This is a genomic window from Pseudogemmobacter bohemicus (assembly GCF_003290025.1).
Lineage (GTDB): Bacteria > Pseudomonadota > Alphaproteobacteria > Rhodobacterales > Rhodobacteraceae > Pseudogemmobacter > Pseudogemmobacter bohemicus.
In genome coordinates this window covers 219945-241439 of the sequence record NZ_QNHG01000004.1, presented here as the reverse complement: position 1 = coordinate 241439, position 21495 = coordinate 219945, and the positions used below count along the sequence as shown (strand labels likewise).

19 protein-coding genes and 1 pseudogene are annotated in these 21495 nt (G+C 64.8%); 4 read left to right on the top strand and 16 right to left on the bottom strand.

Annotated features, from left to right (window positions below; genetic code table 11):
* Window positions 1-108: 108 nt before the first annotated feature.
* The 14 genes and pseudogenes from purF to pyrC all read right to left on the bottom strand — a co-directional run bounded on the left by purF (window position 109) and on the right by pyrC (window position 14696).
* Window positions 109-1584, bottom strand: a complete 1476-nt coding sequence (gene purF / locus DRF71_RS20265; RefSeq protein ID WP_112312362.1) for an amidophosphoribosyltransferase — start codon at window positions 1582-1584, stop codon at window positions 109-111.
* A 121-nt stretch (window positions 1585-1705) separates the two neighbouring features.
* Complete coding sequence (locus tag DRF71_RS20260) at window positions 1706-2326, bottom strand: CvpA family protein (RefSeq protein WP_112312361.1); 621 nt, start codon at window positions 2324-2326, stop codon at window positions 1706-1708.
* Window positions 2327-2362: 36 nt separating this feature from the next.
* Window positions 2363-3721, bottom strand: coding sequence for a DNA repair protein RadA (gene radA / locus DRF71_RS20255; RefSeq protein ID WP_112312360.1), 1359 nt, complete (start codon window positions 3719-3721; stop codon window positions 2363-2365).
* A 176-nt stretch (window positions 3722-3897) separates the two neighbouring features.
* The gene (locus tag DRF71_RS20250; RefSeq protein WP_112312359.1) at window positions 3898-4899 is read right to left on the bottom strand and encodes an LLM class flavin-dependent oxidoreductase; all 1002 of its coding nucleotides are present in this window, start codon (window positions 4897-4899) and stop codon (window positions 3898-3900) included.
* Window positions 4892-5341, bottom strand: coding sequence for a paraquat-inducible protein A (locus DRF71_RS20245; RefSeq protein ID WP_112312358.1), 450 nt, complete (start codon window positions 5339-5341; stop codon window positions 4892-4894). The genes DRF71_RS20250 and DRF71_RS20245 overlap by 8 nt, the downstream gene beginning before the upstream one ends.
* 209 nt (window positions 5342-5550) lie before the next feature.
* A pseudogene (locus tag DRF71_RS20240) lies at window positions 5551-6758 on the bottom strand (IS5/IS1182 family transposase).
* A gap of 346 nt (window positions 6759-7104) precedes the next feature.
* On the bottom strand, window positions 7105-7773 hold the full coding sequence (locus tag DRF71_RS20235) for a DNA repair protein (protein ID WP_112312357.1): 669 nt from the start codon (window positions 7771-7773) through the stop codon (window positions 7105-7107).
* Window positions 7774-7937: 164 nt separating this feature from the next.
* On the bottom strand, window positions 7938-8315 hold the full coding sequence (locus tag DRF71_RS20230) for a hypothetical protein (RefSeq protein ID WP_112312356.1): 378 nt from the start codon (window positions 8313-8315) through the stop codon (window positions 7938-7940).
* Window positions 8316-8323: 8 nt separating this feature from the next.
* Window positions 8324-9070 (bottom strand): ABC transporter ATP-binding protein, encoded by a 747-nt coding sequence (locus DRF71_RS20225; protein WP_112312355.1) that lies wholly within the window; start codon window positions 9068-9070, stop codon window positions 8324-8326.
* Window positions 9067-9879, bottom strand: a complete 813-nt coding sequence (locus tag DRF71_RS20220) for an MlaE family ABC transporter permease (RefSeq protein WP_232831609.1) — start codon at window positions 9877-9879, stop codon at window positions 9067-9069. Before DRF71_RS20220 ends, DRF71_RS20225 begins: the two co-directional genes overlap by 4 nt.
* The gene (gene alr, locus DRF71_RS20215) at window positions 9876-10925 is read right to left on the bottom strand and encodes an alanine racemase (protein ID WP_112312354.1); all 1050 of its coding nucleotides are present in this window, start codon (window positions 10923-10925) and stop codon (window positions 9876-9878) included. Before alr ends, DRF71_RS20220 begins: the two co-directional genes overlap by 4 nt.
* Before the next feature lie 176 nt (window positions 10926-11101).
* Window positions 11102-12607, bottom strand: a complete 1506-nt coding sequence (locus tag DRF71_RS20210) for a replicative DNA helicase (RefSeq protein WP_112312353.1) — start codon at window positions 12605-12607, stop codon at window positions 11102-11104.
* Between the two features lie 264 nt (window positions 12608-12871).
* Window positions 12872-13549 carry an orotate phosphoribosyltransferase gene (locus DRF71_RS20205; protein ID WP_112312352.1) on the bottom strand — a complete coding sequence of 226 codons (678 nt, stop codon included), beginning with the start codon at window positions 13547-13549 and terminating at the stop codon, window positions 12872-12874.
* Between the two features lie 103 nt (window positions 13550-13652).
* On the bottom strand, window positions 13653-14696 hold the full coding sequence (gene pyrC, locus DRF71_RS20200; protein ID WP_112312351.1) for a dihydroorotase: 1044 nt from the start codon (window positions 14694-14696) through the stop codon (window positions 13653-13655).
* An 80-nt stretch (window positions 14697-14776) separates the two neighbouring features.
* Here pyrC and DRF71_RS20195 point away from each other — a divergent pair, with 80 nt between their 5' ends.
* The gene (locus DRF71_RS20195) at window positions 14777-15145 is read left to right on the top strand and encodes a GFA family protein (protein ID WP_112312350.1); all 369 of its coding nucleotides are present in this window, start codon (window positions 14777-14779) and stop codon (window positions 15143-15145) included.
* Window positions 15142-15549, top strand: a complete 408-nt coding sequence (locus DRF71_RS20190; RefSeq protein WP_112312349.1) for a lysozyme inhibitor LprI family protein — start codon at window positions 15142-15144, stop codon at window positions 15547-15549. The genes DRF71_RS20195 and DRF71_RS20190 overlap by 4 nt, the downstream gene beginning before the upstream one ends.
* A 172-nt stretch (window positions 15550-15721) precedes the next feature.
* Here DRF71_RS20190 and DRF71_RS20185 read toward each other — a convergent pair whose 3' ends face one another.
* Both DRF71_RS20185 and DRF71_RS20180 read right to left on the bottom strand, forming a co-directional pair.
* Window positions 15722-16666 carry a phosphoadenosine phosphosulfate reductase gene (locus DRF71_RS20185; protein ID WP_112312348.1) on the bottom strand — a complete coding sequence of 315 codons (945 nt, stop codon included), beginning with the start codon at window positions 16664-16666 and terminating at the stop codon, window positions 15722-15724.
* A 348-nt stretch (window positions 16667-17014) separates the two neighbouring features.
* Window positions 17015-18247: an acyl-CoA dehydrogenase gene (locus tag DRF71_RS20180; protein WP_112312347.1), complete on the bottom strand. Its 1233-nt coding sequence runs from the start codon at window positions 18245-18247 to the stop codon at window positions 17015-17017.
* A gap of 94 nt (window positions 18248-18341) precedes the next feature.
* On the opposite strand from DRF71_RS20180, the gene DRF71_RS20175 reads away from it, so the two are divergent.
* Window positions 18342-19250 carry a LysR substrate-binding domain-containing protein gene (locus DRF71_RS20175; protein WP_112312346.1) on the top strand — a complete coding sequence of 303 codons (909 nt, stop codon included), beginning with the start codon at window positions 18342-18344 and terminating at the stop codon, window positions 19248-19250.
* A gap of 157 nt (window positions 19251-19407) precedes the next feature.
* A complete protein-coding gene (locus DRF71_RS20170; protein ID WP_112312345.1) occupies window positions 19408-21432 on the top strand; it encodes an OmpA family protein in 2025 nt (674 codons plus the stop codon).
* Window positions 21433-21495: the final 63 nt, after the last annotated feature.

Here is a 21495-nt window from a genome sequence, read left to right as displayed (position 1 = left end):
CAAGCCGGGGGCGCTTCGCCCCCCGGACCCCCAGAGGATATTTAAGGACAGATGAAAGAGAGGCAGAGGTGGTGCGGTGCACCGCTGCTGCGGGCTTGGCGGCTTTGCTTATTCGGCTGCGGTTTTCATCTCGAAACCCTCATCCATTTTATCGGCGGGGATGACGGGATATTCGCCGGAGAAACAGGCGTCGCAATATTGTGGGCTGCGGTTGTTGCGGCCCTCTGCCTCGCCTGCGGCGCGGTAGAGGCCGTCGAGCGAGATGAATTTCAGGCTGTCGACGCCGATCCAGTCGCGCATCTCGTCTTCCGTCATGGTGGCGGCGAGGAGTTTGGAGCGCTCGGGCGTGTCGACGCCGTAGAAGCAGGGCCAGGCGGTGGGCGGGCTTGCGATGCGGAAATGCACCTCGGCGGCGCCGGCATCGAGGATCATGTCCTTGATCTTGCGCGAGGTGGTGCCGCGCACGACCGAATCGTCGACGAGGATCACGCGCTTGCCGCGGATCAGCGATTTGTTGACGTTCAGTTTCAGGCGGACCCCCATATTGCGGATCTGCTCGGTCGGCTCGATGAAGGTGCGGCCCATATACTGGTTGCGGGTGATGCCGAGGCCGAAGGGGATGCCCGATTGCGCAGCGAAACCGATGGCGGCGGGGGTGCCAGAATCGGGAACCGGGCAGACGAGGTCGGCATCGACCGGCGATTCCAGGGCCAGTTCCACCCCGATCTGGCGCCGGGTCTCATAGACCGAACGGCCGCCGACGATGGAATCGGGGCGCGAGAAATAGACCTGTTCAAAGATGCAGGAACGGCCTTTGGCGGCAGGGAAGGGGCGCGAGCTTTCGATCCGGCCATTCTCGATCACGACCATCTCGCCCGGCTCGATCTCGCGGATGAATTCGGCGCCGATGATGTCGAGCGCACAGGTTTCCGAGGCCAGAACATAGCCCTCGCCCAGTTGGCCAAGGACCAGCGGGCGCACGCCAAGCGCATCCCGCACGCCCATCAGCTTGGTGCGGGTCATGGCGATGACGGAAAATGCGCCTTCGACAAGGCGCAGCGCGTCTTTCAGACGTTCGGCCTGGGTCTTTTGCAGGCTCCGCGCCATCAGATGGATGATGCATTCCGAATCTGACGAGGACTGGAAGATCGCGCCCCGCGCGATGAGGTCTTTGCGGAGCCTGGCCGCATTGGTCAGATTGCCGTTATGGGCAATTGCACAGCCGCCAATCGCGAATTCGCCGAAGAAGGGCTGCACGTCGCGGATCTGGGCGGTGCCCTTGGACCCGGCGGTCGAATAGCGCACATGGCCGATGCCAAGGTGTCCCGGCAGCAGGTTCATCACGCTGGCCGAGGTGAATTTGTCACGCACATAGCCAAAGCGGCGCTCGGAATGGAAACCGGTCTCGGGCTCGTAAGTGACGATGCCGCCCGCCTCCTGGCCGCGATGCTGCAGCGCATGCAGCCCGAGTGCCACGAAATTCGCGGCATCGGTGAGGCCGATGACCCCGAAGATCCCGCATTCTTCCTTCAGCTTGTCCCCGTCATTCAGGGGCTCAAACGGGTGGGCGGGAAAACGGCGCATGTGGCCTCCGATCCGGCTGCTTCTTCGCGGCTGATGTAGTCGCTGAGAGTGCCAGAGTCACCCCCCGTTGTCATGCATATGTTGCAGGGCGGGCGCTGCTCAAATGCACAACGGCCCAGGATCAGGGCGCAGGGGCGGTGCCGGGAGTGGTCTCGGGCGCTGCCGGGACGGGCGCGACCGGCTGGGCGGCGGCGGTGCAGACATTGGTGAGGTCATTATAGCGGGCCACGATCCAGCCGGGGGCATCGGTCGGGATCGCATTGTCGATCGAGGCCTGGAAATTCGCGAAGACCTTTGCGGTGCGCGAATTGTCGATGGCGGCGATGGAGTGATTCGCCAGGGCGCGGTCATAGACGATGAAGGCGACCGCGATCAGCAGCACGCCCCGCCCGACGCCAAAGACAAAGCCAAGCGCCTGGTCGATGCCGCCAAGCGCCGAGCGCTGCACGATGGAGGAGAAGAGCGGCGTGAAAAGTGCCGCCACGATCAGCCCGATGGCAAAGACCACCGCGAAAGACGCAACGACCGAAAGCTCGCAGCTGTCGGCGAGGAACTGCCCCACCACCGGCAATTCGCGCACGATGGGCATGGCCGAGGGGGCGAAGATGAAGGCCACAATCGCCGCGCCGATCCAGCCGACAATGGCCATCCCCTCACGGACAAGGCCGCGGGAATAGGCGAGGATCGCCGAGAGGAGGATGATCAGAGCGGCGCCGCCGTCGACCCAGGTGAAATTGTCCATTCCGCTCTCTCCCGTCCGCCCTTTCGGGGGCTGGCCTCAGCCGGCCCCGAACATCTCGCCCGTAAAGGCCGTGAGATCGGCCATTTCGCGCAGCTTCAACCCGCCCTGCGCGCCGGGTTTCGACCCATTCGGCAGTGCCGCCTGTGTGAAACCAAGTTTCGCCGCCTCTTTCAACCTGTTTTCGGTCTGGCTGACGGGTCGCAGCGCGCCGGATAGCGAGATTTCCCCGAAAAGCACCATATCGCGCGGGATCGCGACATCTTCGCGTGCGGATAAAAGCGCCGCCGCAACCGCCAGATCGGCGGCGGGTTCGGTCACGCGCATGCCGCCGGCGACGTTGAGAAAAACGTCAAGCCCGGTAAAGGGGATGCCGACGCGGGCCTCCAGCACGGCCAGAATGGTCGAAAGCCTGCCCGAATCAAGCCCGACCACCGTGCGGCGCGGCGTGCCCAGCGGCGAGGGCGCAACCAGGGCCTGGATCTCGGTCAGCACGGGACGCGTGCCCTCGATTCCGGCGAATACGGCCGATCCGGGGGCAGGGGCGTCGCGGGCCGAGAGGAAGAGGGCGGAAGGGTTGGTGACCTCGGAAAGGCCCTGGCCGGTCATCTCGAAGACGCCGATCTCATCCGAGGCACCGAAGCGGTTTTTCACCGCGCGCAGGATGCGGAACTGATGGCCGCGCTCGCCCTCGAAATAAAGCACGGTGTCGACCATATGCTCGACCACGCGGGGGCCGGCGATCTGGCCCTCTTTGGTGACATGTCCGACGATGATGATGGCAACGCCACGGCGCTTGGCGAAATTCACCAGCTCATGCGCGGCGGCGCGCACCTGCGAGACCGAGCCTGGCGCCGCCTCGACGGTATCGAGCCACATGGTCTGGATCGAATCGATGATGGCGAGGCCGGGGCGCTCGGTATCCAGCGTGGTGAGGATGTCTCGCAGGCTGGTCTCGGTTCCCAGCATAACCGGCGCATTGGTCAGGCCAAGGCGCTGCGCCCGCATCCGCACCTGTGCCGAGGCCTCTTCGCCCGAGATATAGATGCATTTCAGCCCGGATCTCGCGAAACTGGCAGCGGCCTGCAGGAGCAGCGTCGATTTCCCGATCCCCGGATCGCCGCCGACCAGAATGGCCGAGGCCGGCACGAGGCCGCCCCCCAGCACCAGATCAAGCTCTGCCATCCCCGAAGACGCGCGCGGCGGCGGCGCCTCTTCGGTCGCAAGATCCGTCAGCGCCACCTGTTTGCCCTTTGGGCCAAGCGGCTTCGGGCCGGAGGACAGTGGCGCCTCCTCGATGATCGAATTCCAGGCACCGCAGGCATCGCAGCGTCCGGCCCATTTGCGGAAGCTGGCACCACAGGCCGTGCAGGTGAAAGAGGGGGCGGATTTGCTCATGCCCTGACCTCGCATGGCGGGGCAGGCAGGAGCAAGAGGGGGCCAGCCCCCTCGGCCCTTTCAGGGCCTCACCCCCGGGATATTTGGGGACAGATGAATTCCGGCTTTTCATCTGTCCCTTAAATATCCCCGCCGGAGGCTTCCGCCGGGATGCCAGGGGGCGACCGGCTGGCCGTTCAGGCAGCCACCAGCCCCCAGGCCTGCGCGGTCAGGTCCAGCGAACGGCGGCGGGCGGCGGGGTCCCAGATATCCGAGACGATGATGAATTCACTGGCCTGTGTCCGCAGTTGCAGGGCCTCCAGCCCGGCTTTGACCTCATCGGGGGTGCCGACGACCGCGCAGCCGAGCATCCGCGAAACCTGGCTTTCCTCGCGGATCGTCCAATAGGTCGAGATATCGTCGATCGGCGGCTGCGACAGGCCACGCGCACCACGAAAGATGCCGGTAAAGCTCATCTGCGCTGTGGTGAAGAGGCGCCGCGCTTCGGCGGAGGTTTCGGCACAGATCACATTGACCCCAACCATGGCACAGGGCGCTTTCAGCTGCCCCGAGGGTTTGAACCGCGAACGGTAGATCTGCAGCGCCTCATCGAGGAAATCGGGCGCGAAATGCGAGGCAAAGCCATAGGGCAGGCCCAGCTCTGCCGCCAGCATGGCGCCGAATTCCGACGAGCCGAGGATCCAGAAATCCACCTCAGTTCCGGCGGCGGGCCAGGCCCGGATATAGCCCGGCTCATCGGCGGGGGCGAACCAGTGTTGCAGCTCCATCACCTCTTGCGGGAAGCGTTCCGCCGCGCCGGCCGGGGTGCGGATGGCCCGCAGCGTCGCCTGATCGGTGCCGGGGGCGCGACCAAGCCCCAGATCGACCCGGCCCGGGAAGAGCGAGGCCAGCGTGCCGAATTGCTCGGCGATGATATAGGGCGCATGGTTCGGCAGCATGATGCCGCCTGAGCCGATCCGGATGCGTTTCGTCTGCTGTCCGGCATGGGCCAGCACCACTGAAGTCGCCGCCGAGGCGATGCTTTGCATATTGTGATGCTCGGCCACCCAATAGCGATTATAGCCCAGCCGGTCGGCATGGGTGGCGATGCCCTGAGCCTCGGACAGGGCGTCGGCTGCGTCAAAGCCTTCACGCACCCGCACGAGGTCTAGCAGGGAAATCGGAATAGAATCAGTCATTTGCGGATATCTCCTTGCCGGATCCGCGCCCGGCATCCCAGGCGATCAGGATGGAGGTAAGCACACAAAGGGTGAAAAGCCAGAGCCCCCAGGCGGTTTCCACGGTCACCCAGCCGGCACCTTTGGCGATCACGATGTAAAGCGCGATCAGGAAGACATCCGCCATGGCGAGCTTGCCAAGGAGTTGCAGCACCGGCAGCACCGCGCGCGACAACAGGCCGAATTGCAGCAAAGCCAGGCCGATGGTTTTCACATAGGGGGCAAAGACCGCAAGGAATGTGACCAGAAGCGCCAGTGCCGGATCGGTGCCCCAAAGCGATTGCAGCCCGGTGATGACGGAAATCTCATCCATGCCGAACAGTGGCAACAATGCCGCCCGCATCAGAGGCGCAAACCAGGCGATGGGAAAGAGGATCAGAAGCGAGAGATTGAGGAGCCGCATGGACGTCTGGTTGCATCAGGCGGATGCAGGGTCAAGGGGCCGGCGGCGAGGCGCGCGCTGCCCCCGGCCCGGCTTTGCGGGTTCTGCCCCCCATTTTGCGGGGTTCTGACGAAGGTCATGCAGTTGGGATTTTGTTCCAGTCCCGGGATTTTCACCTGGCCGCGCGACAGTTTCAGGAGTTGGCTTTCCTGTCATTTGTGATCCTGCCTTCAGGCAGACCGCAGCCTCGGCAGTCGGACAGGATTGTTGGTGGCCATGGTGAGGCGGGCGCGCATCTTTTCGAGGTCGCGGCAGACGGTCCGGGCCATGCGACCGATGGTTTTGGCCCAGCCGAAGGCCTCTTCGATGCGTCGTTTGTGGTGGCGTTGCGATCGGACGTAACCTTGATGGCGGGCGTTCGGTCGTTGATCGCCGAATGCCTTGATCTCTGCGCGACCTGGGGCGCGATCCGGGGCGTGCCGCAGGCCTCGCGCAGTCCGGCGACGAAGCCTGCGGCATCGAAGCCCCGGTCAACCCCGGCCTCAACCCCGGCCTCAGTCCTCGGCCTCCGCGTCGGTCCCGGGATGTGGCGGTGGATCATGCCAATCGCTGCGCGCCGCCCGGTATGGCCATCGGCCCGGGAGAGGTCGCCCCGCCCGATCAGGCCCGAGCGGTTCTCAATCGGGGCGGTCGTCGGGAAAACGGTCCCCGGCCCGCTTTCTGATCCTCCACCGACGAAACACAGCATCGGGCCGGTTCCGGGCGATTTCCTGTAAAGCCGCGCGTCCGGATCGGTGACCGGGCCATGGTTGGCATTCGTCCGTTTCCGGCCGCAGAAGTCGACCGCGGCATTGCGGCTGTGGCGCGACATGCGGGGCATCGGATCGGTCTCGGTGCGGGTCGGGGTGGCCGGATCGCCGGCGCCCTTCGGTTCGGACGGATCGCCCGGATCGTCATTGGGCGGAGCCTCGTCTGACTGGGGCTGGACAGTCTTCATCGACGCCCGGGCCTTCACCAGCCTGCCATAGAACGGGAAATGACCGTCCTACAGCAGCGGCGCCACATCGCGGTGGACCGAGGCCGAGGAAGATCAGAAAACGGTCCGGGCGACTGTTCGCCAGACGAGACGGCCTTAACTTTGCGCGACATCCGGGTGGTCATCAGCCGGTTGCGGCTCCCGGGGCGAAGCCGGTCGGAACCCGGCCGGATCATCACGGCCAGGGCCGACGAACCAGCCGATTGTACGGCATATGCCCCATCAGCTGGCGCCCGGAGCGGACCGCACAGAGGATCCGGATCAGGTTTGCCCGGATCAGCGGCCCGGGTGGGATCAGGGGGCGGCCGAACTCGGCATTGAACGCCTCGACCGTGGCGCCCAGGCGGGCCAGGCCTCGTTAACCAGCTGCCGGGTCTTGCGGTGCGGATGCCGGGCGGGGATGCGGGCCTAAGGCTCCACATAGCCGAACAGCGCCCCGCTCACCCCGTCTCCACATCACCACCCAATTGGGCTGCCCGGGGTGAATCACGATCCGACAGGCAGGTCGGGCGCGGGCTTTTTCCGCGACCCGATATGGACAGATGAAGAGGGCGGAGCTGTGTTGATTTCATCTGTCCGTAAATATCCCCGCCGGAGGCTTCCACTGCCGGCCAGAGGCGCCTGGTTGCGGGGATCTGGCCGCACGGGGCCGGGTTTGGGAAGGGTGACGAGATTGCCCTCGGGCTCGCTGCGCTCTTCGATATCGACCGCATGGCCGAGGCCTGGCAGGATCTCACGCAGATCGGCCTCAAGATGTTTGAGCTGAATCCGCGCCTGGGCTCTCTGCGGCTTCGATCGCAGCGCGCCAGCGGCGCATTTCGTTGCAGGTGCCACGCGCGAGACGCAGGCGCTCGCTCAGCGCGTCGATCTCCTCCTGGTGCTGTTGCAGGACCCCCTTCGCCCGCGCCACTTTCGCATTGGAATAGCTTTGCGCCAGCGCGCGGGTCTCATGGTTCATTTGCGCCGCGAGTTGCAGCAGTTCCGGCTCCAGCCCGGCGAAATCGGGGTGGCGGCGCAGCTGCTCCATCCTCTCGCGGCTGGAATCGAAGTCCGGGGACAGGCCGAAGAGCCCGGCGCGGGCGGTCTCATGCGACATCCGACAGGCGCGGGCGACATCCGTGACGCCCATGGCAACGCTGCGATGCCCGGTTTCCAGTCGCGCCATCCGCGCATTGGCGGGCAGCCAGAAGACCAGCATCGCCATAAGCACGGTCAGCCCGATCTGCAGCCACATCCCCGCATTGGCCACCGGCATGCCCCCCAGCGACAGCGCGATTTCCGGCCAGGAGGTCCAGCCAGGCGCGGCAAAAAGGCTGGCGCCGATCAGGATCAGGCAGGCCACCAGAATGACCGCCTGGGCGCAGATCTGGCCGGCAGCAAACACCCTGCGCAAAAGGGTGCTATCCTCTGGAAACATGCCCAACCCCCGTTGCGGCCCTTTCAGGAAAAGGTTTAGGTTCTTCAATTTGCGAGGAAAAATAGAAATCCCCCGGCGTCGCAGAAACCGAAACCTGTGGATAGCAGGGTCTGTTTTCCATACTGGCAACGGGGTGCAGCTCAAAGCTGCGGAAGGGTTGTGGATCAGTACATAAGCGCCCGCACCAGAGCCACCATGCAGGCGACCCCGATGGTCACCAGATGCGAGACCACCCAGCCATGCGCCCAGACCGGGCTTGGAAAGCGATTCCAGACATGCGCCGACCAGGCTGTCAGCAGCGAAAACCACAGCACCGTCGAGACCAGCACCGATATCGCCGAAAGCAGCGGATCGTCAAAACGCAGCGGCAGGGCCAGCCAGCACAAAGTGACCAGCGCAAGGATCGTCAGCCGCAGCGCACCATTATGGCGCCGCCGCATGCCGGTCAGCCCCGCCACCGCCACCACAACGGGAAACAGCAGCAAGAGCCAGTGCATGATCGGCGACGGCGTCAGCAGGCGGCTGAGAAATGCGCTTTCCATCCCGGGCCTCAGCGAACCGAAGGGATCGGCCCTTCGGCGCGACCATGGATGAATTGCTGCACATAAGGGTCTGAAGTCGCGTCCATTTCCGCGACTGTTCCGGTCCAGCGCACGATGCCGCCATGCAGCATCGCCACCTTGTCGGCAATGGCGCGCACGCTGGTCATGTCATGGGTGATCGTCATCGCGGTCGCGCCCATTTCGGTGACGATCTCACGGATCAGTTCATTGATGACACCCGACATGATCGGGTCGAGGCCGGTGGTCGGCTCGTCGAAAAAGATGATCTCCGGACCGGCGGCGATCGCTCGGGCGAGGCCCACGCGCTTTTGCATCCCCCCCGACAGCTCGGCGGGGAAGAGATCGGCGACCTGAGGGCCAAGGCCCACGCGGCGCAGCTTTTCAACCGCAACCTCGCGCGCCTCGGAGCGGGGCCGCTTCAGGCTGCCGCGCAGCAGGCGAAAGGCGACATTCTCCCAGACTGGCATCGAATCGAACAAGGCCGCGCCCTGGAAGAGCATGCCGAACCGGGCCAGAAACGCGTCGCGCTCCTGTTTCAGCACGTCCTGACCGTCGAGCGTGATGGTGCCGCGATCCGGCGTCACCAGCCCCAGCACCGATTTCAGCATCACCGATTTTCCGGTGCCCGAACCACCGATGATCACCATGCTTTCGCCGCGCGCGATGCTCAGATCGACGCCGTTGAGCACCTGATTGCTGCCGAAGGCCTTATATACGCCGCTGAGGGTGATCATGCCGAGAAGAACACCTCTGTCAGCAGGTAATTGGCGGCAAGGATCAGCACGCTTGCCGAGACAACGGCGGATTTGGTCGCAGCCCCCACGCCCTGGGCGCCGCGCCCGGAATTCATCCCATGCCAGCAGCCCATCAGCGCCACGATGAAGCCGAAGACCGCGCCCTTCACCAGCCCCGATCCGACATCCCAGACCTGGAGGAAATCGACGGTGTTCTTGAGATAGGTGGCCGAGTTAAAATCGAGCCGCGTCACACCCACCAGCCAGCCGCCCATGATACCGATGGAATCGCCGATCCCCACCAGCACCGGCAGGGTCAGCGTGGCGGCAAGCAGGCGCGGCACGGTCAGATACTTCATCGGATTGGTCGAAAGCGTGGTCAGCGCGTCGATCTGTTCGGTCACTTTCATGGTGCCAATCTCGGCCGCGATGGAAGAGGCGACCCGCGCCGCCACCATCAGCCCGCCAAGCACCGGGCCAAGCTCTCTCGCCATGCCGATGGCAACGATCTGCGGCACCACCGCCTCGGCGCCGAAACGGTTGCCGCCGGCATAGATCTGCAAAGCCAGCGCGCCGCCGGTAAAGATCGCGGTCATCCCCACCACGGGCAGCGAATACCAGCCGATCTGCATCACCGCCTGGCCGAATTCGCGCCAGTAGAAGGGCGGGCGGAAAATATGGCTGACCGCCTCCAGCGCGAACAGTGTGACCCGCCCGATCGTCGCCAGCAGGCCCAGAACCGGCCGCCCGAGGCCCCCCAATACCCCCGCCAGAAACCCGGCCAGCCAGCTGCCGGCAGCCATATTCATGCGCGCGTCTCCAGATAGCGGCGGGTGTAACGGCGGCCAAGGCTGGTCAGGATCTCATAGCCGATGGTGCCGGCCGCATCGGCCAGATCGTCGACCGTCTGATGCGGCCCGAGAATGTCGAGGGTTTTCGGGATCTCTTTCAGATGGGTGACATCGACGGTGATGAGATCCATCGAGACGCGGCCAATCAGCGGGCAGGGGGTGTCGCCATCCCAGAGCACGGCATTGTTCGACAGCGTGCGCGGCAGCCCGTCGGCATAGCCGGCGGCGACGGTCGCAACCACCGAAGGCACATCCGGCTCCCACGAGGCGGAATAGCCCACCACCTCACCCGGCATCACATCGCGGGTCTGGATCACCGGCAGCGAGAGGGTCACAACGCGTTCCGCCATCTCGAACGGCCGCCCGCCATAAAGCCCAATCCCGGCGCGGGTCAGGTCGAAATGGTATTTCGGCCCCAGAAGAATGCCGCCGGTCGCCGCGAAACTGCGCGGCAACCCGGTGCCATCGGTCATTTCATGGAAGGCATCCAGCTGCGCCTGGTTCATCGGATGATCCGGTTCATCGGCACAGGCGAGGTGGCTCATCAGCATGACCGGCCCCGCCTCGATGAGGATCGGCGCCACCGCCTGCCATTCGACCGGCTCAACCCCAAGCCGGTTCATGCCGGTATCCAGCTGCACGCCGAACGGATGACCGGGCAGCGCCTCCAGATGGCGGGTGATCTGCTCCAGGCTGTTGAGCATCGGCGTCAGCTCAAGATCATTGAGCATCTCGGTATCGCCGGCCATATGGCCCGAGAGAATATTGATCTGCGGCCCCGGACCCAGAGCCTGACGCACCGCCGCACCTTCCTCGGCAGCCGCGACAAAAAAACGCCGCGCCCCAGCCCAGGCAAGCGCCCGCGCAACTTTTCCGGCACCCAGCCCATAAGCATCGGCCTTGACCACGGCTGCGGTCTGCACTTCGGGTGCGGAAAGGCGATCCAGCGCGCGCCAGTTGGCGGCGATGGCGTCGAGATCAATGGTGAGCGATGATGTGGCCATGAGGACAACTTCCTGGCATCTGGAAATCTGGGGTCAAGGGGAAAGCGTCAGGCGGGTTGTCAGCGCAGGAGCCTCCGGCGGGGATATTTAAGGACAGATGAAATCAGCAGGTCTTTTCATCTGTCCTTAAATATCCCGGGGGTGAGGGGGCAGCGCCCCCTCTGCGACATCTGCCATCAAAAACCGCCATCGGGGCCGGCGCCGCCATCCCAGGGCCGCGCGAGGTTCCCGAAGCGGGTGAAGCGGCCCTCAAACGACAGCTCAACCGAGCCGATCGGCCCGTGACGCTGCTTGCCGAGGATCACCTCGGCCTTGCCATGGCATTGCTCCATGATCTGCTGCCAGGCCGCCATTTTTTCCAGCTCGTGATCGCCCGGCTTCTCGCGTTCTTTGTAATATTCCTCGCGATAGACGAACATCACCACATCCGCGTCCTGCTCAATCGAGCCCGATTCCCGCAGATCCGAGAGCTGAGGCCGCTTGTCCTCCCGGCTTTCCACCTGGCGCGAAAGCTGCGACAGCGCGATCACCGGCACGTTCAGCTCCTTCGCAATGGCCTTGAGGCCCTGCGTGATCTCTGACACCTCCTGCACCCGGTTCGCTTCCGAGCTCTTTGACGAGCCCTTCAGAAGCTGCAGGTAGTCGATCATCAGCACATCCAGCCCATGCGTCCGCTTGAGCCGCCGCGCGCGCGCCGCGACCTGGCTGATCGGCAGCGCCGGCGTGTCGTCGATATAGAGCGGGCAGCTTTCCAGCGATTTCGCGGCATCGACGAAGCGGCGGAATTCCTGTTCGGTCATATCGCCGCGGCGGATCTGTTCCGAGGGCACCTCGGACGCCTCCGACAGGATCCGCGCCGCAAGCTGTTCCGCCGACATCTCAAGCGAGAAGAACCCGACCACGCCGCCCTCGACCGCGCCTTCATGCCCGTCGGGTTTGCGGCCGCGCTTATAGGCTTTGGCCACGTTGAAGGCGATGTTGGTCGCCAGCGAGGTCTTCCCCATCGAGGGGCGCCCCGCAAGGATGATCAGGTCGCTTTCATGCAGGCCGCCCATCTTCTTGTCGAGGTCGATCAGCCCGGTCGAAATCCCCGCCAGGCCGCCGCCGCGCTGATAGGCGGCGTTCGCCACATTGACCGCATCGGTCGCGGCCTTGAGGAAGCTCTGGAAGCCGCGCTCGGCCACGCCCTGTTCGCCCAGCTTGTAAAGCCGCTGCTCGGCCTCGGTGATCTGGATGCGCGGCTCCGAGTCGATATCGACCTTGCCGGCGCGGTCGGCAATGTCTTTCCCCAGCTGGATCAGCTCACGCCGCACTGCGAGGTCATAGATCATCTGCGCATAATCGCGCGCCGCAAAGGCCGAGATCGCGGCACCGGCCAGGCGCACCAGATAGGCTGCGCCACCCAGTTCCTTAAGTCCCTCATCCTCTTCGAGGAAGGCCTTCAGCGTAACCGGCGAGGCCAGCGCATTGCGCTGGATGCGCGAGGCGGCAATGTCGAAGATGCGGCGATGCACCGGGTCATAGAAATGCTCGGTCTTCACCACGCTCGCGATGCGGTCATAGATGTCGTTGTTGACGAGAATTGCGCCGAGAAGCTGCTGCTCGGCCTCGATATTCTGTGGCAGCGCTTCGGTCACGGCCGGCGCCGGCAGATCGCTGCGGATTTTCGCGACTTCGTTCATCTTCACCTGCCTCCCCGAAGGGATCAGCTTTAGCCTGCCCGGGCTCTGCTAGGCAATGACCGGACAGGTCTGTGGAAAACTCAAAGGATAAGCCCGGGCATCGGGGCTGACCTGGGGTTCTGGCCGCTCATCCTACCATATCCTGGGGGAATTGTCCTCCAAATCGACAGGTTTCGTGATTCGGAGCGGTCATTTCCCCCGGGTTCAGAGGGAAGTGAAGGCAAAATTTCTCCCCTCGTCCTGCCCTGCCGGCGGGTTCCTGCCCTATTTCGCGCGGGCCGCCTGCCAGGCACGCGGATCGTTCAGAAACTCTTCAACGCCCGCGAGGGTTTCCCTATCGAACGAGCCCTGGGCTTTGGCCTCGGCCAGCATATCCCACCAGGTGCAAAGATAAGACAGGCTGACGCCGTGTTCGGCGAGCCGCGCCTCGGTCTCTTTGAAAATGCCGTAATAGAAGATCACGGTCGTATGGTTGCAGGTGGCGCCTGTCTCGCGGATCGCATCGACGAAGGAAAGCTTCGATCCGCCATCGGTGGTCAGATCCTCGACCAGCAGCACGCGCTGGCCCTCGGTCATGGTGCCCTCGATCCGGGCATTGCGCCCGTAGCCTTTCGGCTTTTTGCGCACATAGGTCATCGGCAGCGCCAGCCGCTCGGCCACCAGAGCCGCGAAGGGAATGCCCGCAGTCTCGCCGCCGGCGATATTGTCAAAGGCCTCGAACCCGGCTTCGCGCATCACCGTTACCGCCATGAAATCCATCAGCACCGAGCGGATGCGCGGATAGGAGATCAGCTTGCGACAGTCGATATAGGTCGGAGAGGGCAGGCCGGAGGCCAGCGTAAAGGGCTCGCGTGCATTGAAATGCACCGCGCCGATTTCCAGAAACGCGCGGGCGGTGAGACGGGCGATCTCTTCTTTCGACGGGAAGGCGGCGGGGATCATTTTGAGACTCCTTTGCAGCTTCCTCCTGAGAAAATACTCCCGCCGGAGGCATCCCCGGCTGGCCTGAGGAGCCTCCGGCGGGAGTATTTAAGTCAAGAGGAAATCAGCTTACGACCGACCAGTGGACGGGGAAGCCAGGGTTGAAAACGGTGACCGGACCGGCGCCGGTCTCGATTTTTTCCGGGAAGGCGGTGGGGCTGGCCTGTTTTACGAGACGCAGACGCGCTTCGTTGGCGGGCAGGCGGTAGAAGGCGGGGCCGTTCAGCGAGGTGAAGGCCTCCAGCCGGTCGAGCGCGCCGTCTTCCTCGAAGACATGCGCCAGCAGCGGCATTGTATTCGTCGCAGTAAAGCAGCCGGCGCAGCCGCAGGCATGTTCTTTCAGCGCGTCGATATGGGGGGCGGAATCGGTCCCGAGGAAATAGCGCGGGCTGCCGGAGGTGGCGGCGCGGCGCAGCGCGAGGCGGTGCTTCTCGCGTTTGGCGACCGGCAGGCAATAGTAATGCGGCTTGATGCCGCCCACGAGGATGTGATTGCGGTTGATGATCAGGTGATGCGTGGTGATCGTCGCCGCGAGCGTCTCGCCGCCCTCGCCCGCATAGGCGACGCCTTCTTCTGTGGTGATATGTTCCATCACCACACGCAGCCCCGGCAGGCGCCGGCGCAGCGGGTCAAGGACGGTTTCGATGAACACCGCTTCGCGGTCGAAAATATCGACCTCCGCCGTGGTCACTTCGCCATGGGTGCAAAGGGGCAGGCCGATTTCGGCCATTTTCTCCAGCACTGGCATGACCTTGTCGAAGTTCCGCACTCCTGAATGGGAATTGGTCGTCGCGCCCGCGGGGTAGAGTTTCACCGCCTTTACCAGCCCCGATGCCGCTGCCTGCGCCACATCGGCCGGGTCGGTTTCCTCGGTCAGGTAAAGGGTCATAAGCGGCTCGAATACCATGTCTTCGGGCAGCGCGGTCAGGATGCGGTCGCGGTAGGCGGCCGCGTCTTTCGCGGTCACCACCGGCGGCACCAGGTTCGGCATGATGATCGCGCGGGCGAAATCGCGGGCGGTTTCCGGCAGCACACCCGCCAGCATCGCACCATCACGCAGATGCAGATGCCAGTCATCGGGACGGCGGATATCAAGGCTGTTTTCCATACCCCGCAGCTAACCGAAACCGCGTGTCTTTGCCAGAGACTTCCGCCAGGATCGCCGCAGATGCGGACGGGGAGATTTCCATGGCGGAATACGGGGCTGAATACCGGGGCGGATGCCAGTGCGGCGCTTTGCGCTACCGGGTCGAGGTGTCGCTGGAGGCACCGGTGATCTGCAACTGCTCGCGCTGCAGCAAGGTGGGGGCGGTGCTGGTTTTTGCCCCCGCGCCGCAGTTCAGGCTGGAGACGGATGCGGCGGCGGGCAAGGCCTATACCTTCCATAACCATGTGATCCGGCATATTTTTTGCACCACCTGCGGGGTGCAGAGCTATTCCGAGGCCACTTTGCCCGATGGTACAGAGATGGTGGCGATCAATGCGCGTTGCCTTGACGGGGTGGATGGCCATGCGCTGGCGGCGCGGGCGAAACTGGTGGATGGGGCGGCAAGATGATCCGTTTTTCGATGATTGCCCTCATGGCCTTTGCGGGGGGTGTGGGACAGGCGCAAGCGCAGGAGATTGATTGCGCCACGGCCATGGTCCAGGCCGATCTGAATCAATGCGCGGCTGCCGAATGGGAGGCTGCCGATCAGCTGCTGAACCAGCGTTACAAAGAGGCGATGGCGCTGCTGCGGGACTGGGATGCTGATCTGCCGGATACGCTGAAAGGCGGCGCCGAGGCGCTGCGCGAAGCACAAAGGGCCTGGATCACCTATCGCGACGCCGCCTGTGCCGCCGAGGGCTATCCGATGCGCGGCGGCAGCGCCGAGCCTTTGCTGGTCTATGGCTGCAAGGCAAGGCTGACCGAGGCCAGGACAAAAGACCTGGAGGGGCTTTTGGATTACGACAATCTCTGAGCGGGTCTGCCGCAATCTCCGGGCTTGCCTGCCGGTCAGAGGGGCCGGTCGGCTGCCTGAGGGCCGAGACCGGCCGCCGCGGTTTTCGGGCATCGCTTTTACGGTTCAAATTTCCAGGCCCAAATCTTCGCGGACCCGGTTCTTGCCGGTCCAGCCTTCCCGACTATGGCGCTCAGTCCTCAGCCGGTTTTTCTGGCATCGGGGCATCGGCCTGTGCCAGCAGCGCGGCGAGGCGGCGCTCGAAGCGCGGGATCGGATGCTCCGCCAGCACCTGGCGCAGCACGGCAATCTGGCGGTGGCGATTGCCCTTTGACGCGATGGCGCCCAGCAGATTGCGCACCCAGGCCGGAGACCGCCTGCGCCCGCGCCAGAGCGCTGCAAACCCCTCCGGGCTCAACGTGCCATCCATCGCGCCGGTGATCAGCTGATCCAGCATGCCGGGCGGCATGGTGCGCTCGGGCTGCTCGCCGCCCCATCGGCTGTGCAGCATCGTGGTCCAGGAGCGACGAAACAGGGCCGCATGGGCATTATCCGTCGGGGAAAGCGGGTCATGGACCAGCCAGACCTGCCCGGCCCCCTCGGTCATATCGGGAGCATATCCGTAGCGGCTGGTGAAATCGAGCCGGCGCTGGGGCAGATGGCGGCGGTCCCATCCGGCGATGTCCGGCACCAGCGTGGCGCGCGGTGACAGCAACAATGCCCGTGCGCCCGGGGCAGCAACGACATAAGAGGCCGCCGCATAGCCCGCCGCGCCCGATCCGTAAAACAACACCTGGTCGAAATCGTCGAAAAAGGCGTCATCGACCAGGCGGTCGAAATAGCCCCAGACCTCGGGCGCGCGCCAGAAGGTCTCGCCCCTGGCGATCAGGCACAGGCTGGACCAGCCATTGCTTTGTGCCAGCGCCCAGGAGCCGGGCATGGTGTCGGACGCCGCCTGGATCTGTTCGGCGCGTTCAAAAGTGACCAGCAGAGTGGTGCCGGTCTCGGCGAAAAAGGCCCAGTGATCCGGGCCGAGCGGGTCCAGATAGCCATCCTCATCCGCGATGATATCCATCGCTGCCAGCCATTCATTGCCTGGATGTGCCGGGAGGGTATCGGCACCGTCGGGGAAGGGCATTTTCACTCCTGCGCGGGCTGGCGGCTTGTCTGATACATAGTGTCAGGCCCATGTTGCCTGGCACAGGGGCATGCCCGATCCGGCGCCGTTGCGCCGCACAGAACCACCCGAAACAACTATCCGCGTATGCGCCCCGCGCGGCAAGGGACCTTGCCGGAATGTGAACGGTTGAATCGCGAACAATCTTGTGCCCGACTTACACCCAATCGCAGATCGCCCTGGCTCGGGGGGGGACTTGCCCCGGAGCCAGAAGCACGGAACCAGAAGCACGGGGTCAGAAGCGCGCGGCATTGAAAAAAGGCGGATCCGGCTGGATCCGCCCCTGTCGGATGGCTAACCAGCCCCGGTTCAGAAGAACGCCTGCAGCCCGGTGATCGCGCGGCCAAGGATCAGCGCATGGATGTCATGCGTACCCTCATAGGTGTTCACCGTTTCCAGGTTGACCATATGGCGGATGACCTGGAATTCCTCGGAAATGCCGTTGCCGCCATGCATGTCACGGGCGTGGCGGGCGATTTCCAGTGCCACGCCGCAATTGTTGCGCTTGATCAGCGAGATCATCTCGGGCGCGGCATTGGCCTCATCCAGGAGCCGCCCGACGCGCAGGGATGCCTGCAGGCCAAGGCTGATCCCGGTCAGCATATTCGCCAGTTTCAGCTGGAAGATCTGGGTCTGCGCGATGGGCTTGCCGAACTGCTTGCGATCCAGCCCGTATTGGCGCGAGGCTGCCAGGCAGAATTCCGCAGCCCCCAGCACGCCCCAGGAAATGCCGTAACGCGCCCGGTTGAGACAGCCGAACGGGCCTTTGAGCCCCTCGACATGGGGAAGCAGCGCCTCTTCGCCGACCTCGACCTGATCCATCACGATCTCGCCGGTGATCGAGGCGCGCAGGCTGATCTTGCCGCCGACTTTCGGCGCCGTCAGGCCCTTGGTGCCTTTATCCAGCACGAAGCCGCGGATCTTGCCGCCATGCGCCTCGGATTTCGCCCAGACCACGAACACATCGGCGATCGGCGCGTTGGAGATCCACATTTTCGAGCCGTTCAGCACATAGCCATTGGCGGTTTTCTTCGCCACCGTCTTCATGCCGGCAGGGTCCGATCCGGCATCGGGCTCGGTCAGGCCGAAACAGCCGATCCATTCGCCGCTTGCCAGTTTCGGCAGGTATTTCTTGCGCTGCTCTTCCGAGCCGTAGGCATAGATCGGATACATCACCAGCGAGGATTGCACCGACATCATCGAGCGGTAGCCGCTGTCGACGCGTTCAACCTCGCGCGCGATCAGCCCGTAAGAGACATAAGAGGCGCCGAGCCCGCCATATTCCTCGGGAACCGTCACACCCAGGAGGCCCATCCCGCCCATTTCGCGGAAGATCGAGGGGTCGGTTTCTTCGTTGCGGAACGCTTCAATGACGCGCGGTTGTAGCTTTTCCTGCGCATAGGCGCGGGCGCCGTCGCGCAGCGCGCGCTCTTCTTCCGAGAGCTGGTCTTCGAGGCGGAACGCATCCTCCCAGTCAAAGCGCGACAGGTCGGGGGCGTCCTTGGCTTTCAGTTTCGGGCGGGTGCTGCGGATATCTGACATGGTGGCTGTCCTTTGAATCACTTGCCGCCATATTGCATGGATTGCCCGGGCCAGGGTATCGAAACTCTGTCACCGGTTGATGAGGAAAACTCATATGCTGCCGCGCCGTTATCTGCCATCCATCGCCTCGCTCACCGCGCTGGAAGCGCTGGAGAGGCTGGGCACCGCCTCGGCGGCGGCGGCCGAGCTGTCGCTGACCCAGGGCGCGGTTTCGCGGCAGATCCAGCTGCTGGAAGGGCAGCTGGGTGCAAAGCTCGTTACCCGCGAACGCCAGCGTCTGGTTCTGACCCCGGCGGCGCGGGATTATGTGGCCGAGGTGCGCAAGGCTATGAAAATCCTGTCAGATGCCTCGCTGACTTTGCGCGCGAACCCTGCGGGCGGCACGCTGCGCCTGTCGATCCTGCCCGCCTTTGGCATGCATTGGCTGGCGCCGCGTCTCGCGGGATTCGCGGCGCGACATCCGGAGGTGACGGTGAACCTCTCGACCCGGCTGCGCCCCTTCGATTTCGACGGCACCAGTTTTGACGCCGCCATCCATTACGGGCGCGAGGATTGGCCGGGGGTTTCCTACATGAAACTCATGGATGAGGAGGTGCTGGCCGTGGCGGCGCCTCTGCTGCTGGCCAGGCAGCCCGGGCGCGCGGCGGATCTTTTGTCGCTGCCTTTGTTGCAGCTGGAAAGCCGGATGGGCGACTGGGGGCGCTGGTTCGCCTGCCAGGGTCTTCAGGGACAGCGCCCGCCGGCCATGCTGTTCGACCAGTTCGCCACCATGGCCCAGGCGGCGGTGCATGGGATGGGGGTGGCGCTGCTTCCGACCTTTCTCGCCGGGGCCGATCTGGCTGCGGGGCGGCTGGTTCCGGCCTGGGGGGAGGCTGTGGCGGCTTCGGGCGCCTATTACCTCGTCTGGCCCTCATCGCGGCCTGAACGCGCGCCGCTCAGCTCTTTCCGCCGCTGGCTGGCTGCGGGGGCGGCAGAGGGCAGGGGCGGGGCTGATATCTCCTGACAGGCGGAACCTTGCTCTGCGGCAGGCGTTGCTATCGCATAGCAAGCCCGCTCCGGTGCAGGCTCCGGCCTGAAAGACACCGCGACAGGCCCCGCGATTCCACCGGGAAATCCGGCGCGGCGCCCTGCATCACGCCAAGGACCTCAAAGGAAGACCCATGCGCAAACTACTCATATCGTCGACGGCACTCTCGGTCGCGCTGAGCTCGTTCCATACGCTGCCGGTCTATGCGCAGGAAAATGGGACAGAGGCCGAGGCTGTGATAGAGGCCGAGGCTGCGGCAGAGGCTCAGGCAGCAGCGGAGGCCCAGGCAGCGGCAGAGGCTCAGGCTGCGGCGGAGGCTCAGGCTGCGGCGGAGGCCCAGGCAGCGGCAGAGGCTCAGGCCGCAGCGGAGGCTCAGGCTGCGGCAGAGGCCCAGGCTGCGGCAGAGGCTCAGGCAGCGGCGGAGGCCCAGGCTGCGGCAGAGGCTCAGGCAGCGGCGGAGGCCCAGGCTGCGGCAGAGGCTCAGGCAGCAGCGGAGGCCCAGGCAGCAGCGGAGGCCCAGGCAGCAGCAGAGGCCCAGGCTGCGGCGGAAGCCCAGGCTGCGGCGGAAGCTGCGGCTCAGGCAACGGCGGATGCCGAAGCGCAGGCTGCGGCAGCGACCGCAGCAGCCGAGGCAGCAGCGGCTGAGGCTGCCAATGCTGAGGCGGAAGCCGCTGAAGTCATCGAGACGCAGGAGCCGACGGCTGACCAGCCGGGGCCGGCGAAAACGGGGGAGGGGCAGCCGGTGGCTGAGCAACCGGCGCCAGAACAGGTGGCCGAACCCACGACCGAACCCGCGACCGAGCCGGCGGTGCCGGCGGATGTGGCCGGGAGCCCTGAGCCCGCCGATGCGGTTCAGGCCGATGTCTCGCCCGAAAACCTGGCTCCCGAAGATCTGGCAAATGCAGTCGACGCTCCGGTTCCCGAGGCGGCGGCGATCTCCAGCCTTGCGGATATTCTCGGCGCTCCGGATGCGGTGGTCGAACCCGATACCCAGGAGGGGGCCGATGCGGGGAATGGCCCCGGGGCGAGTGTGCAGGCAGTGCCGGCAGTCGCGGCGGCAGCGGCCTTCCTTGAGGGCGGACCGGCTGCGGGCAACGAACCGGATACGGCAGGCGGACCCGTCGACAATTCGGGCGGTGCCCCCGGCACTCAGCCGGTGACGGTGACCGATACGGTCATCACCGAAGACAATACCCGCACTTCGGTGGACGAATTCGCCGCCGCCCCGGTCGCGGTCGGCAATGGCAAGAAATCCGGCCTTTCCGATCTGGAGAAAGTGGGGCTGCTGGCTCTGGGCGCGCTGGCGGTCGGCACCATCATCAATGGTGGCAAGAAGGATGAGCGCCGCGTCGTCACCAATACCGGTGACCGCGTGGTGGTCGAGAATGCCGATGGCTCTTATGTCGTCTATAAGGATGACGATGCGGTGCTGCGCCGCCCCGGCGTGCGCACCCAGACCGAGAACTTTGCCGATGGTTCGACCCGCACCGTGGTCAGCCGCGCCGATGGCACCCAGGTGGTGACGATCCGCGATGCCTCGGGCCGGGTGCTGCGCCGCGCCGCCTATGACCAATACGGCCAGGAGGTGCTGCTCATCAACGATCTGGAGCCGGAACAGCCGATCATCGTCACCGAATTGCCGAAGCCGCGCCCGGACCGGGTGGTGATCTCGACCTCGGACCAGAACGCGGCGCTGAAGGCGGAAATGGCGGCGCTGGAGGCCGAAGAGCTTGGCCGCAAATTCAGCCTGCGCCAGGTACGCGACATTCCGCAGGTGCGGGCACTGGCGGCGACGGTCGAGGTGGACAGCATCACCTTTGACACCGGCTCTTCGGTGATCAATGCGACCGAGGCGCGGAAACTGGCCGATCTTGGCCGGCTGATGCAGCAGCTCCTGGCTACAAATCCGGGCCATGTCTTCCTGATCGAGGGTCATACGGATGCGGTGGGCTCGGCCAGCTCGAACCTGCTGCTTTCGGATCGCCGGGCGGAAAGCCTTGCCCTGGCGCTGACCGAGTATTTCGGCATTCCGCCGGAAAATCTGGTGGTGCAGGGGTACGGCGAGGCCGAGCTGAAGATCGCAACCGAAGCGGCCGAGCGCGCCAATCGCCGGGTGCTGGTGCGGCTGATCACGCCGCTTTTGCGCAACGCGGGCTGAGGCGCGACGGATGAACCAGGAGGGCCGCGTCGCAAGATGCGGCCCTTTTCGCCTGTGATCGGG